This window comes from Flavobacterium aeripolare (assembly GCF_013294025.1).
GTDB lineage: Bacteria > Bacteroidota > Bacteroidia > Flavobacteriales > Flavobacteriaceae > Flavobacterium.
Map to the genome: position 1 here is coordinate 1 of NZ_JABSNL010000006.1, position 14,917 is coordinate 14,917.

Annotated in this window: 13 protein-coding genes and 1 other RNA gene; 10 read left to right on the forward strand and 4 right to left on the reverse strand. The window is 34.2% G+C overall.

The features are described from left to right. Positions 1-377: 377 nt before the first annotated feature. Complete coding sequence (locus HNQ00_RS08230; RefSeq protein ID WP_173837853.1) at positions 378-1,658, forward strand: dicarboxylate/amino acid:cation symporter; 1,281 nt, start codon at positions 378-380, stop codon at positions 1,656-1,658. A gap of 100 nt (positions 1,659-1,758) precedes the next feature. On the opposite strand, the gene HNQ00_RS08235 is transcribed toward HNQ00_RS08230, so the two are convergent. Continuing rightward, positions 1,759-3,018, reverse strand: a complete 1,260-nt coding sequence (locus HNQ00_RS08235; RefSeq protein WP_173837854.1) for a DEAD/DEAH box helicase — start codon at positions 3,016-3,018, stop codon at positions 1,759-1,761. A 96-nt stretch (positions 3,019-3,114) separates the two neighbouring features. Then, positions 3,115-4,143 (reverse strand): formimidoylglutamase, encoded by a 1,029-nt coding sequence (locus tag HNQ00_RS08240; RefSeq protein ID WP_173837855.1) that lies wholly within the window; start codon positions 4,141-4,143, stop codon positions 3,115-3,117. A gap of 97 nt (positions 4,144-4,240) precedes the next feature. On the opposite strand from HNQ00_RS08240, the gene HNQ00_RS08245 reads away from it, so the two are divergent. After that, complete coding sequence (locus tag HNQ00_RS08245) at positions 4,241-5,125, forward strand: hypothetical protein (RefSeq protein WP_173837856.1); 885 nt, start codon at positions 4,241-4,243, stop codon at positions 5,123-5,125. A 222-nt stretch (positions 5,126-5,347) separates the two neighbouring features. On the opposite strand, the gene HNQ00_RS08250 is transcribed toward HNQ00_RS08245, so the two are convergent. Then, positions 5,348-6,397 (reverse strand): glutaminyl-peptide cyclotransferase, encoded by a 1,050-nt coding sequence (locus tag HNQ00_RS08250; protein ID WP_173837857.1) that lies wholly within the window; start codon positions 6,395-6,397, stop codon positions 5,348-5,350. A gap of 88 nt (positions 6,398-6,485) precedes the next feature. Between HNQ00_RS08250 and ffs the strand changes: the two genes are divergently transcribed. The 3 genes from ffs (at position 6,486) to fsa (ending at position 8,352) form a co-directional block, all read left to right on the forward strand. Then, positions 6,486-6,583: signal recognition particle sRNA small type (gene ffs / locus HNQ00_RS08255), an RNA gene on the forward strand. A gap of 170 nt (positions 6,584-6,753) precedes the next feature. Next, on the forward strand, positions 6,754-7,557 hold the full coding sequence (locus tag HNQ00_RS08260; protein WP_173837858.1) for an SDR family oxidoreductase: 804 nt from the start codon (positions 6,754-6,756) through the stop codon (positions 7,555-7,557). A gap of 138 nt (positions 7,558-7,695) precedes the next feature. Beyond that, complete coding sequence (gene fsa / locus HNQ00_RS08265) at positions 7,696-8,352, forward strand: fructose-6-phosphate aldolase (RefSeq protein ID WP_173837859.1); 657 nt, start codon at positions 7,696-7,698, stop codon at positions 8,350-8,352. A gap of 94 nt (positions 8,353-8,446) precedes the next feature. Here the strand turns inward: fsa and fahA are convergent, their stop codons facing one another. Next, the gene (gene fahA, locus HNQ00_RS08270; RefSeq protein WP_173837860.1) at positions 8,447-9,730 is read right to left on the reverse strand and encodes a fumarylacetoacetase; all 1,284 of its coding nucleotides are present in this window, start codon (positions 9,728-9,730) and stop codon (positions 8,447-8,449) included. A 107-nt stretch (positions 9,731-9,837) separates the two neighbouring features. Here fahA and glyA point away from each other — a divergent pair, with 107 nt between their 5' ends. The 5 genes from glyA (at position 9,838) to HNQ00_RS08295 (ending at position 14,875) form a co-directional block, all read left to right on the forward strand. Next, the gene (glyA, locus tag HNQ00_RS08275) at positions 9,838-11,112 is read left to right on the forward strand and encodes a serine hydroxymethyltransferase (RefSeq protein ID WP_173837861.1); all 1,275 of its coding nucleotides are present in this window, start codon (positions 9,838-9,840) and stop codon (positions 11,110-11,112) included. Between the two features lie 134 nt (positions 11,113-11,246). Beyond that, positions 11,247-11,840: a MiaE family protein gene (locus HNQ00_RS08280; RefSeq protein ID WP_173837862.1), complete on the forward strand. Its 594-nt coding sequence runs from the start codon at positions 11,247-11,249 to the stop codon at positions 11,838-11,840. Between the two features lie 184 nt (positions 11,841-12,024). After that, positions 12,025-12,579, forward strand: a complete 555-nt coding sequence (locus HNQ00_RS08285; protein ID WP_173837863.1) for a helix-turn-helix domain-containing protein — start codon at positions 12,025-12,027, stop codon at positions 12,577-12,579. A 42-nt stretch (positions 12,580-12,621) separates the two neighbouring features. Continuing rightward, positions 12,622-13,074: a response regulator gene (locus tag HNQ00_RS08290; RefSeq protein ID WP_173837864.1), complete on the forward strand. Its 453-nt coding sequence runs from the start codon at positions 12,622-12,624 to the stop codon at positions 13,072-13,074. 10 nt (positions 13,075-13,084) lie between these two features. Further along, on the forward strand, positions 13,085-14,875 hold the full coding sequence (locus HNQ00_RS08295; RefSeq protein ID WP_173837865.1) for an ATP-binding protein: 1,791 nt from the start codon (positions 13,085-13,087) through the stop codon (positions 14,873-14,875). The last annotated feature ends 42 nt before the right edge of the window (positions 14,876-14,917 follow it).

Genomic DNA, 14,917 nt, shown 5'->3' on the forward strand with positions numbered 1-14,917 from the left:
ATTGCACAATAGTAGCCCGAGACTGAATCCCGTATTCTTTTTTAACTTGAGAAATGGTAGTAATTCCTCGTTCAATTTCTTGAACAATTTGTAATTTAAAAGACATTGAGTAATCTTTTTGGGTACGCTTAACATAGCGTGTTTCTTCATGTTTTTCCATAAGGATACTTTTTGTGTATCGCTATTTCAGGACGGGACAGTTTTAAAATATAAAAGAAACTCCTCCATCGTGAGGAGTTTTTTTATGTGGTATCTTGATCTAATACTGTTAAAACTAGATATTAGGATGTTGATTTCTATTATTATTGGTAGATTGTGGTCGTTATAACTTGTTATATGCTGATTGCTAAAAAACAAAATTTAATTGAAATACTACTATGAAGAAACTAGCACTACATTGGAAAATTTTAATTGCGATGGCTCTAGGTCTGCTTTTCGGAATTATAATGAAAAACTTAGATTTTAACCAATTTGTAGTGGACTGGATCAAGCCATTTGGAACTATTTTTATCAACTTATTAAAGATGATTGCTGTTCCCTTAATTGTGGTTTCCCTAATTGTAGGACTTAGTGATTTAAAGGATATCGCTAAAATCTCCAGACTAGGAGGACGAACCGTTTTGTTTTATTTATGTTCGACAATAATAGCAATAACGGTTGGTTTAGGACTGGCTAATGTAATCAAACCAGGAAAGTATATCAATGAAGCGTCTAGAGTGTCTTTACTCGAAAGCTTCTCTGGTGACGCTAATCAAAAGATTGCAATGGCTGAACAGGCAAAAAATAGTGGGCCACTACAGCCATTAGTAGATATAGTGCCTGATAATTTTTTTGCCGCCTTAAGTGATAATGGTAGTATGTTAAAGGTGATACTATTTGTTATCTTAATTGGGATAGGTTTAATTTTAATCGAAGAAGAAAAAGCCAAACCTGTAGTTGATTTCTTTAAAGGGTTGAATGACGTGATCATGAAAATAATCGATATCATTATGCTTGCTTCGCCCATAGGTGTATTTGCCTTGATGGCGGCACTAATGGCAGAAATTCCTGATTTCAGCACATTAGGAGCATTAGGCATATATGGCTTAACGGTTTTAACAGGATTAGCATTCATGGCGTTTGTGTTTTATCCATCATTATTATTGATTTTTGCTCGAGTAAATCCGATAACATTTTTTAAAGCGATTGCTCCAGCGCAGCTGCTAGCTTTTTCTACTAGCTCTAGTGCGGCGACACTGCCGGTTACTATGGAATGTGTCACTGATTTAGGAGTAGACGATGAGGTTGCTAGTTTTGTATTGCCTCTAGGTGCTACTGTAAATATGGATGGAACAAGTTTATATCAAGCAGTCGCAGCTATCTTTATAGCACAAGCAATGTTGCCCGTTCCTTTAGATTTAAATACACAATTGATGATTGTAGTAACGGCAACTTTAGCTTCTATAGGTTCAGCCGCGGTTCCTAGTGCAGGCATGGTGATGCTAGTGATTGTCTTGGGACAAGCAGGTATACCAGAAGCGGGATTGGCATTAATTTTTGCTATAGACCGTCCATTAGATATGTGTCGTACGGTAGTTAATATTACTAGTGACTCTACTATTGCTACAATCGTAGCAAAATCAGTTGGGAAACTACACGCACCAAAGCCCAACGTTTAATTAAGATCTATTTTAAACTGCATTTAATGCTTTGTCTTATAAAAAAAGTGCCTTTCAGTAAAATGAAAGGCACTTTTGTAATAGTGAAGAAAAGGTTATGTTAATACCATCTCTTTTTATTTGATTTAGAAGTCGCTGATTTTCTTGACTTGTGAGCACCACCGCTTCTATTTGAATTCTTAGGTTGGTTTGAAGTTCCCGAAGCTGTTTCTGGACTTCCTGAATGCCATGGGTAAGGATGTTCTTTTACCGTTTCAACATCTACTTTGATTAATTTTTGGATGTCTTTCCAGTAAGCATGTTCGTCTTTACTACAAAACGATATAGCAACACCACCATTTCCAGCGCGACCCGTTCTACCTATACGGTGTACATAAGTCTCGGGGATATTAGGTAGGTCAAAGTTGATTACAAAGGGTAATTGATCAATGTCAATTCCTCTTGCAGCAATGTCAGTAGCTACAAGCACACCAACTTCTTTATTTTTAAAAGCTTCTAGAACGCGTTGTCTCGCATTTTGAGATTTATCTCCGTGAATGGCTTCTGCAACAATATTGTTTTTGCGTAAGGCTTTAACTACGTTGTCAGCACCGTGCTTTGTTCTTGAAAAAACAAGAACATTAGATAGATTATCATTTTTTATTAAATGATAAAGTAGGTTTCTTTTCTCTGTCTTCTCAACAAAATAAACCTTTTGTTCTACGTTTTCTGCTGTTGATGATACTGGAGAAACAGTGACAGTTTCAGGATTAGTTAAAAACATTTCAGCTAATTCTCTAATGGCAATTGGCATCGTGGCAGAGAAAAACAATGTCTGTCTGTTCTTTGGAGTAAGCTTTACAATTTTCTTTACATCGTTTACAAATCCCATGTCTAGCATTTGATCTGCTTCGTCTAATACTAATGTATGTAAATTATCAAAGTCGATAAAACCTTGTTTGTGTAAATCTAAAAGTCTACCTGGTGTAGCAATCAATATATCAACACCGTTTTTTAAAGTGTCAACTTGTGGGTTTTGAGAAACACCCCCAAAGATTGTAAGCTGAGTTAAATTTGTATATTTTGCATAAGTGTCAAAGCTTTGACCAATTTGAACAGCTAGCTCTCTTGTAGGAGTTACCACTAATGCTCTAATTTGTTTGGCTTTTTTTGACGAACCTACAATACGGTGTAATTGATGTATAATTGGGATAGCAAATGCTGCTGTCTTTCCTGTTCCTGTTTGTGCACATCCAATTAAATCTTTTCCTGCTAATACTAGTGGAATAGATTGCTCTTGGATAGGCGTAGGGTTAGTATAGCCTTCTTCATAAACGGCTTTTTGAATACTTTTTGAAAGTGATAAATCTTCGAATAACATATTTTTGATATTAAATACCTTGTATTAAGTACATGATAGTGCGGCAAAGATAGTGTTAATTATCGACTCGATAAATTTTGTTGAATATCAGTTCAATTATTGATTTGATTTTATGAAATCAGTTACGAGGTAGCCAATTAATTTACCAATAAGGTGGTTGTTCTTTTCTTCCCCCAAATCTGGCGCTCCTTCACAGATATGAATGTAGCTTGCATTTTTACTTTTACCACAGAAAGAAATAAACTGACGCAGTTGTTCAACAGAGAATCCACTAGGTGTCATGGCACTACTAGCAATGTTAGGAATAGCATCTAAGTCTATTTCGATTCCAAAAAAATCTGACTTTACAAATTCAAGAGCTGTTGTAAGTTCGTGATCGAATGATTTTTCTTTTCGAATTTTAATACTGTCATAGGTGGTATAGCGTACACGATCTTCTGTTTTTTTGATTAAGTCTAAAACGCTTTTCGAAGTATAATTTTCGTGTAAACCAAAGATGAAATATTTTTTTAAGAAGCCTTCTTCATAGGCATAAGAAAATCCGTTTCCGCTGTGTCTGCCTTCAAGTATTCTAAAATCAGAATGCGCGTCAAAATTGATTGCATTGATAGGTTTTCCTTTTGCTAGAGCGGTACCTTTTATATTACCGTAAGAATTATTGTGTCCGCCTCCTATAATTATAGGGGTTTTGCCGGCTTTGATTATAGTAAAAATAATATGTGAAACCTCCTTGTCGATTCGCTCTACGAGTTGGCTTAATTTAGATCTATCGTCAATGTCGTTAAAATCCAGGTTTTCGACCTCTTTCATTTCGTCTGCAACATCAATTGCTCCCAATATAAGGATGTGACTTCCTTTACAAAAGCGATTATGTTGAATGTTTGCTATGTTTTTCATTGCCGATTCCCAAGCAGATGCTGCTCCTGGACGACCAAAATTTGCTCGAATACCAATATCCTCAGGAATTCCAAGGATGACGTATTTTGCCTCTGTAGCTTCTAAAAAATGCACTGGATCAGTTCCCTTGGGTACTGTGAGCATTTTTTCGCCAAATTTTATTTCCCCACTTCTATGATTAGTCACCTTAGCAAGGTCATTGGCGGTGTAAAGCTTGAGTTTTTCCATAACAAATTATATTTTTTCAAAAATAATATAATTGTGTTAACTTACGTTATAACTTAAATATATATTGTTAAATTTGAAAAAAATAATAATTTAAATCATGGAAAATCAACGCAGCAATTCAAGTCTAAAGGCCATTATCGCCGTCTTAGCAGTCTTACTAACAGGTAGTTTAATTTACATTTTTAAAGCAACTTCTGATGCAGAAGTAGTACAAACAGAATTAAAAAGTACGGTATCTGAAAAAGATTCTGTAATGAAAGATTTACAGGAGCTAAAAGCGACTTACGATGCAGCAATTGCTGAGAACACTTCTATGTCTGATGAATTAATTCAAGAGAGAGACAAGGTTGTTAACTTAATTACCGACTTAAAAAAGTCAAAAGGTGATGTAGCATCATTGGCTAAATACAAAAAGCAATTTTTTGCATTACAGTCTAATATGAAAGTCTTAATGGCTGAAAACGAAGGATTGAAAAAAGAAAATGCTGTGGTAACTTCTCAGCGCGATAGTACTGTAGTTGTTCTTGGAGAGGCTAAAAAATACAACGAAGTATTAGTAGGTCAAAATGAAGAACTTTCTAAAGCTGTAGAAAAAGGAGCGAGATTAACGATCTTGAACATGAAAACGTCAGCCTATAAAATGCGTAATTCAGGAAAACAAATTGAAACTGATAAAGCGAGTAGAGCAGATGTTCTTAAAATTAGTTTTACAATCGCCGAAAATCAAATCGCAAGATCAGGTGATAAAACGTATTACGTTCAAGTAATTGATAGTAAAAGCAATGTTTTAGGGAATAAGAAAACAGAATACTTTGGGGATAGCTCTCTAGTGTATAGTTTTATTACAAATGTTAAGTACGAAAATAAAACAGTACAAGTAAGCGAGGATTTACCTGGTAAAGATTTTGTAAAAGGAACGTACTTTGTAAATGTATTTGATAAAAACGTTTTAATTGCTAAAACTAGTTTTACTTTAAGATAGGTAGCAATAGTTATAATATAATAAAAAAGAGGAGCAAATTGCTCCTCTTTTTTTATGTAATAATTTGTGTTTTTGCTTTTCTAAACGGTACCATAATTCTCTTCAAAAGTAGGAGAGTGGTCTCTTAAATGCTTATCAGCAGTGATGAATGTTTATTCTATAGGTATACAAGCGCTTGCTACAATTATTATATATTGTTCAGCAAAAATAGTTGTAATGCCACTATTCTGAAACTTTAATTTCAAATAGGCTATCCCAGTTTTTACCTGTAACAAAAATAGTTTTAGTACTTGGGTTATAAGCGATTCCATTTAAAACTTCTGCAGTGCTGTTTTTTACAAGTTTTCTTAATCCTGACATGTCGATAATTTGCTCAACAGATCCAGTTTGTGGATCAACGACAGCAATGGCATCTTTTTGCCAAACATTAGCATAAAATTTTCCGTTGATATATTCTAATTCGTTGATTTGCTTGATTTTTGTATCGCCTGCATAAACATTAATGTAGCTAGTTAATTCTTGCGTTTCAGGATTTGTAGTCCAGATTTTCTCTGTACCATCAGACTGATAGATATTTTTACCATCATTTGTCATTCCCCATCCTTCGATGTCCTTGGTGTATGTGAATTTCTTTTCTAATTTTAAAGTAGTTGCATCATAAATAAAACCAGTTTTTTCCTGCCAAGTCAATTGGTACAATTTCCCATTTAAGAAAGTAATTCCTTCACCAAAATATTGATCCTCAAGATTTACCTGATTCAATACTTTACCGGTTTTATAGTCTATCTTTCTAAAGTAAGAACTACCTTTTTGACCGGTACTTTCAAATAAAGCACCATCATGAAACTCAAGTCCCTCAGTAAAAGCTAAGGTATCGTGAGGATAGGTATTGATGATTGTGTATTTTAAGGGCTTAGGTTGTATTGCTGATACAAGTTCGATTCTAGCAGTAGTTTCGGCATTGTTACCATCATAGTATACTAATGCTTTTAGGTTTTGGTATCCTAGCTTTTGATCTTTTAAAGGAAATGATAGTGACTTTGCACCTTTTACAGTAGCTACCTTACTTTCATTGACAAAATAGACAATACTGTCAATTTCCTTAGCACTAGGATTAGTGATGTCTAAATTAAGAGCGTCTGTGCTAATGTATTTGGCCTTAAAAGTGCTATCGTTGAAAGTAAATAAAGAATTTTCATTTTTTTTTGTGTCGCCACAGTTACTTAGAGTAATACCTAATAAAATGATAGATAGTAAGTTATATTTTTTCATGTTTTGATTTTTTGACTATAGCAATATACAATGTTATTTTTAGAGCACAAAGGGCTTGCAAAAATATAAAAAGGTTGTATATTTGCACCGGCAAGTCCTACACGACCAGCTCCTGCAGACTCCCCCAGGATGGGAACATAGCAAGGGTACGTGGTTGAGCGGTGCGATGTAGGTCGCTTGCCATTTTTTACAATCTGTTCGTTACGGCGAGTCAGATTTTTTTTTGTCAATTTTTTAATATTTATCGAAAATAAAGTTAATAATAGTCTTCCATTAGGAGGATTTTTTTATTTTTGGCGTATCCAAATTAGCGTTCTGTACTATTGTATTGCCGCTATTATAAAAAAAAGGAATTAATGAATAAAGTAGTATTGATTACTGGTGGTTCTTCTGGAATTGGGAAATCTATCGGAGAGTTTTTACATCATAAAGGATTTATAGTGTATGGAACCAGTAGAAATCCTGATCGTATTTTGAATTCAGTTTTTCCATTAATAGCACTAGATGTACGCAATCCAGAAACAATTGCAACTGCAATAGCTAAGGTTATCGCAATCACAGGTAAAATAGATGTTGTAATCAATAATGCGGGTGTGGGAATCACTGGTCCTCTTGAGGAAATCCCATCAATCGAAATGAAAAATCACTTCGACACTAATTTTTTTGGTCCCATTGAAGTAATGAAAGCCGTTTTGCCACAAATGCGCAAGCAAAAATCAGGTTTAATTATAAATGTAACTTCGATTGCAGGTTATATGGGATTACCTTATCGCTCGATGTACTCAGCATCAAAAGGCGCTCTTGAAATTGTTACAGAATCAGTAAGAATGGAAGTGAAATCATTTGGTATTCACATTACAAATGTTGCGCCAGGTGACTTTGCTACTAATATAGCATCAGGACGTTACCATGCTCCGGTGATTAAGGGATCTGCATATGAAAATTCTTATGGAGAATCATTGCGTACAATGGATGCGCATGTAGATGGTGGAAGTAATCCTAACCAAATGGCTGAGGCAGTTTATAAAATTATTCAAACAAAGGAGCCTAAAATTCATTATAAGGTTGGCGCATTTATGCAAAAAATATCTGTTGTATTAAAGAGAATACTTCCTGATAAAATGTATGAAAAAATATTAATGAACCATTATAAGTTGTAATTTTACCGTGATTTTGCGTGAAGGATTGAAGTGGAAATCCTTTTATTTTTTTTCTTTAAAAAATAAAAGATTGCAATGAAAAGCCTGACCCTTGGGGCACGCCCAAATACAAACACACAATTAATTAAATATAGAATTATGAAGTTTTTTATTGACACGGCTAATTTAGCTCAAATTAAAGAAGCACAAGCATTAGGAGTTTTAGATGGGGTAACTACAAATCCATCATTGATGGCTAAGGAAGGAATCACTGGAAAAGATAATATCTTGAAGCATTATGTTGACATTTGTAACCTTGTAGAAGGAGATGTTAGTGCTGAAGTAAATGCACTTGACTATGACGGAATGATTAAAGAAGGAGAAGAACTTGCTGAATTACATGAGCAAATCGTAGTTAAATTACCTATGACTAAGGAAGGTATTATGGCTGCTAAATATTTCTCAGATAGAGAAATTAAAACAAATGTAACATTAGTTTTCTCAGCAGGTCAAGCTTTACTAGCTGCAAAAGCTGGAGCAACTTATGTTTCTCCGTTCATTGGTCGTCTTGATGATGTGTCTACTGATGGTCTTGTACTAATTGAAGAAATTAGAGAAATCTATGATAACTACGGTTACGAAACGCAAATTCTTGCTGCATCTGTTCGTCATACCATGCACATTGTGAACTGTGCAAAAATTGGTGCTGACGTTATGACTGGACCACTTTCTGCAATTTACGGTTTATTGAAACACCCTTTAACTGATATAGGTTTAGCGCAATTTGTTGCTGACTTTGAAAAAGGAAATAAATAAGATCTTAATTTAGCGTTTTTAAACTTAAATTATAGCATAAAAAAAGTGCCATTTCGATACGAAATGGCACTTTTTGTTTAGAGTGTACTTTGTATTATTTGCGTACAAATGGTGGTAATAATTTTGAAGAAACTTCTCCAAAACCAATGCGCACTTGGCTGTTTTTACAAAAACCTTTCATGATAACAGTATCGTTATCATTTATAAATTTACGTTCTGTACCGTCGTTAAGTGTGATTGGGTTTTTACCTCCCCATGTAAGTTCTAGCATTGATCCGTAGCTATCTGGAGTAGGTCCTGAAATAGTTCCTGATCCCATCATATCACCAGAGTTCACACGGCAACCATTTGAGGTGTGATGCGTTAACTGCTGGTTCATTGTCCAGTACATGTATTTAAAATTAGAGCGGCTTACTACTGTAGGTTCGGCATCTTCTGGTTGTATGGCAACTTCTAGATTAATATCAAAAGAGTGTTTTCCTTTTTGTAATAAATAAGGTAACGGACTTGGATTTTGTTTTGGTCCAGGAACTCTAAAAGGCTCAAGGGCATCCATAGTAACAATCCAAGGTGAGATTGACGAGGCGAAGTTTTTAGCTAAGAAGGGTCCTAGCGGCACGTATTCCCATTTTTGAATGTCACGAGCGCTCCAGTCATTCAGTAATACCATACCAAAAATATAATCTTCGGCTTCGTTAATAGGAATCATTTCTCCCATAACATTAGCATCTGTAGTAATAAAAGCAGTTTCTAGTTCGAAATCGATTAATCGAGAAGGACCAAAAACAGGTGTGTTTTCACCGGCAGGTAATGTTTGACCGATTGGTCTATGAACCGGAATTCCTGACGGAACGATAGTCGAACTTCTACCATGGTAACCTACCGGAATGTGCAACCAGTTAGATAATAAAGCATTTTCAGGGTCGCGGAACATTTTACCTACGTTTGTAGCATGCTCTTTACTTGAATAAAAATCAGTATAATCACCTATAAGTACCGGTAGTTGCATTTCTACATCTACAATATCAAATATGACAATATCACGGTGTTTTTGAGTATCTCTTAATTTAGGGTTATTGCTATCAAAAATATCTGCAATGCGGTTACGAACGAGTCTCCAGGTCTTTTTACCGTCAGAGATAAAGTCGTTCAAGGTATCTTGCATAAACATATCATCTGTAAGCTCGATACCTTCAAAGTAATTAAGTTGTTGCAGCGCGCCTAAGTCAATAGCAAAGTCACCAATTCTCGTTCCTACTGTTACAACGTTCTCTTTTGTAAGAAAGACTCCAAAAGGAATATTCTGAATTGGAAAATCACTGTTTTCTAGTACTTCTAACCATGATTTGCGGTTGGTGTCGTTTGCTGATATTGGCATAATATGTTAATTATTTTGTTGAAAATTATAGTTCAAATATATTATAATCTAGCAGTTTGACAAACGTTTTTTTGTATTTTTGCTACAAATTAACTAAAAACATACAAATGCAACGCGACGAACAAATTTTTGACCTTATTCTAGAAGAACAAGAAAGACAAATACACGGATTAGAATTGATTGCTTCAGAAAACTTTGTAAGTGACGAAGTTATGGAAGCTGCTGGTTCAGTGTTAACTAATAAATATGCTGAAGGATATCCTGGAAAGAGGTATTATGGAGGATGTGAGGTAGTAGATGTTATCGAGCAAATTGCTATTGATAGAGCTAAAGAATTGTTTGGCGCAGTATACGCTAACGTGCAGCCGCATTCAGGATCTCAAGCAAATACAGCAGTGTACCACGCATGTCTACAGCCAGGAGATAAAATTTTAGGATTTGATTTATCACACGGAGGGCACCTTACACATGGTTCGCCTGTAAACTTTTCTGGACGTTTATACACGCCAGTTTTTTACGGAGTAGATGCTGAAACAGGTCGTTTAGATTATGATAAAATTCAAGAAATTGCTACTAAAGAGCAACCAAAATTAATCATTGCAGGAGCTTCTGCTTACTCACGTGATATGGATTTTGAGCGTTTTAGAATAATTGCTGACAGTGTAGGAGCAATCTTATTTGCTGATATTTCTCACCCTGCAGGTTTAATTGCTAAGGGATTAATGAATGATCCTATTCCTCATTGTCATATTGTTTCTACAACAACGCACAAAACATTGCGTGGACCAAGAGGTGGATTGATCTTGATGGGTAAAGATTTTGAAAACCCAATGGGATTGAAAACACCAAAAGGAGATATTAGAATGATGTCTTCACTTTTAGATTTAGCTGTATTTCCAGGAAATCAAGGGGGACCTTTAATGCATATTATTGCTGCAAAAGCAGTAGCATTTGGGGAAGCATTAAAAGATGAGTTCTTTACTTATGCGATGCAATTACAAAAGAATGCAAATGCTATGGCAGATGCTTTTGTAAAAAGAGGATACAATATTATTTCTGGTGGTACAGATAACCACATGATGTTAATTGACTTAAGAAATAAAGGGATTTCAGGAAAAGAGGCAGAGAATGCACTTGTAAAAGCTGAAATTACAGTGAATAAAAATATGGTTCCGTTTGATGATAAATCACCATTTGTAACGTCAGGAATTCGTGTGGGAACTCCAGCAATTACTACACGTGGATTGGTAGAGGAAGACATGGAGACTATCGTTGCTTTAATTGATAAAGTTTTATCAAATCATACTGATGAGGATATTATCGAAGAAGTAGCTAATGAAGTAAACGAAATGATGAGCGAAAGAGCAATCTTCGTTTTCTAAATTTTTAGGTTTAAAAAGTTTAAAGTTTAAGGTTTAAAGTTCTGTGGTAGTCTATTTTATTACAGAATGAACCTTAAACTTTTTTTTTTGGAAACTTCAAACATGAAACAACTTTAAACTTTAAACAAAAAATCATGGGTGTATTACGATTGCAATTACCTACAGATCCTCGATGGGTCAATATAGTGGAACAAAATATAGAGGAGATTTTGACAGATCATGCGTGGTGCGAACAAAAAGCAGCCACAAATGCGATTACAATAATCACACAAAATTCCGAACATCAGGATTTGGTCAAAGATTTATTGGCCTTAGCCAAAGAAGAGATTGAACACTTTGAAATGGTTCATAACATAATTATCAAGCGTGGCATGAAATTAGGGCGAGAGCGCAAGGATGATTATGTAAATGAGTTGTATTTATATATGAAAAAAAGCAACAATGGCAGTAGAGTGTCAAGTTTAGTAGAGCGATTATTATTTTCAGCGATGATCGAGGCGAGGAGTTGCGAGCGATTTAAAATTTTGTCTGAAAATATTAAAGATGAGGAACTTGCTGTTTTTTATAGAGAATTGATGGAAAGTGAAGCAGGACATTACACTACTTTTATTACCTATGCTCGCAAATATGGTACGGGAATTGATGTAGAGAAGCGCTGGAGAGAATGGATCGATTTTGAAGCTTCTGTAATTGCAAATTACGGTAAGGGAGAGACGATTCACGGTTAGTAGCTTAAATAATTTTATTTTGAGTTAAAAGATGCGGTTTTAATTTGGTTTATAATCAGATAATTACGTCAAATGTTAATTTCGATTAGAATAAATTTTAATTTAAGGCTGATATTTCTGTCTCCATTATTATTTTTGGCATATATTTATACCAATTTTGTTTAATAAATACACTTAAAGTTAGATGAGACTCTATATTAAATATGATGGAATTGTAGCTTGTAGAGTTATCTTACAAGAACAACTAGAAAGATTAGACATAAGTTACAAGTTGTTAGAGCTAGGTGAAATTGAGATAGCAAACTCTGTTTCAAAGGAGAGTTTAGCACAGCTTCAAGAGGCACTTAATAAATATTCTATATTTGTTGTAAGTAACGAGAAAAGCCAACTAATACAAAAGATTAAAGATGCAATTGTAGAGATGGTTTATGAAAAAGATAAACTTCCGTCAGTAACGATTTCTCAATATTTAGCTGATAAGCTAAATTTTAGCTATGGATACATTACCAACATATTCTCTGAGTACACATACACCTCAATTGAGAATTTTATTATTATTCAAAAAATAGAAAGGGCAAAAAAATTAATCATTGAAGATGAATTGACCTTGACTGAGGTTTCTTATAAATTAAACTACAGTAGTGTAGCTTATTTATCGAGTCAGTTTAAAAAAGTTACCGGTTTAACGCCTTCAGCTTTTAAGAGAATTGTTGATAAAAGAAGGAATTTATCAAATTAAAAAACAAGCAAACATACTTACAAATAAACAAACGATAAAGTTATGATTACACACAAGGACTCGATCCATATTTTGATTGCGGATGACGATGAAGATGATCGCGCTTTCTTTAGTGATGCAATGATGGAACTTAAAATGAATAATAAATTAACATTATTTAATGACGGTAAGGACTTGATGGAATATCTAGCCCAACCAGATATTATAATGCCACACATACTCTTTCTGGATTTGAACATGCCGTACAAATCAGGTTTTGAATGCTTAAAAGAAATTCGTGCTGATGCTCGTTTTAAGGAGGTGTCAATTGCTATTTATTCTACATCATCTTCAGAGAAGGATATTGAAGAAACTTTTATCGAAGGAGCCAATATTTACATTAAAAAGCCTAACGATTTTACTAAACTTAAGAAAGTCATAAAAGAGGTTTTGAATATAAACTGGCAATTTCACTCGTCTGGTTTAAACAAAGAAACTTTTTTCTTTAGCATTTAAATGTTCTAAAATGAATTTTAGAAGTTTATATAGAAACTCTCAAATATTCAAAATAGCTTTAGGAATAGCAATTTTGGTTGTTGGATACATTGCATCTGTTTTTTACAAACAGATGCAAAGTTTAGAGTCCTCGGTTAATCTAATTACCAATTCTACAGAGACACAACTTGAATTAGAACGTGTGCTATCAATTATTAGCATCTACGAAACAAATTTAAGAAGCTATATCATTACAAAAGATAAAGCGTATCTCGAACACCGTTTTTTACGCAAGGGTGAGATCGACAGAAATTTTGTTCGAATAAAAAAACTAGTTGCAAACAATTCCGCTCGGAGTAAAGATGTTGATCAGTTAAAGAAAATGATCGATTATAGGTTTGCACTATTTAGAGAGACTTTACTACTTGCCGAAAGTAAAAACCCCGGCAAAGACCAATTAATTACCAAGTTAAAAGAGAGTAGTGATTTTACAGAATCCATGAAGACCTTTGTCTATAAAACAATTAATGCCGAAGGCGACAAAATCAAAATTCATAACGACAACCACCAATTTGAACTTCAAGATTCAATCATTAGTGCTTTTTTACTCGTTATCCTGTCCCTCTTGATCTTATTGCTTTCTTTTAATAAGATGAATGTAGATATCAAAGAATTGAAAACAGCAAACGACGACTTACAATTTTTAAATCACTCGTTTAACAATGCTGAAAAAATTGCAGGTTTTGGTCATTGGAAAATTGATTTAGAAACAAAACTGTACAGTTTTTCAGATAACTTCATGAGGCTCTTAGGGGTAGATCCGGCAACTTTTGATCCCACTATAGAAAATTTTGCTAAGCACATTCATCCTGATGATGTTGACTTTGTCTTGAATTCTCATCGTGAATCTCTGGAGGATCTCGAGCCTACTACGATGATGTTTAGATATATCTTGCCTGATGGTACGATAAGATATATTCAGTCTGTAGGTAGTTTTACTCGAAATAGCAACGGAGACATGATCAAAACTGGTGTTAACTATGACATTAGTGAGCAGTATAAAAAAACACTTGAATTAGAAGAAAACAATAAAGAATTAAAAAGTATCAACGAAGAGCTTGAATCATTTAACAATATTGTTAGTCATGATTTACAAGAGCCTTTGCATAAAATACAAATGTTTATTTCTCGCATCGAATCAAAGGAAATTGACCAAATCTCTGATCAAGGGAAAGTATATTTTACTAAGATTAAGATGTCGGCAAATAAGATGCAAACACTCCTGATTGATCTTGTGAATTACTCCCGAACAGTGAAAGGAGATAAAGTATTTGTTGAAACTGATTTAAATGAAATTGTAAACCAAATCGTAGAGGACCTCGCACTTAATATAGAAGCTAAAAAAGCAATTATATCTATAGAAAATTTGCCTACTATAAAAGTGATTCCGTTTCAAATAGAACAACTTTTTATAAATCTTATTTCTAATTCGCTAAAATATAGTAGGGACGATCTTGCACCGAACATAGCTTTATTTGAAGAACAGATATTCGAAAATGAAATACACGAGGGTAAGGTGATTTCAAATGAGGAGTATTGCAAAATTGTAGTTGCTGATAACGGTATTGGTTTTAAGCAAGAGTATTCTAGTAAAATTTTCAATTTATTTTATCGCCTTGAAAAAGACTTGAAATATTCTGGTACCGGACTTGGATTAGCAATTTGTAAGCGAATTGTAGAGAACCATGATGGCTTCATACAAGTTAGTTCGATGCCAAATGAAGGAGCAGAGTTTGCTATCTTTATTCCACGTAATATATAGCTCTATTTAAGCATTATATTTTCATTTTAATAATTCATTTTT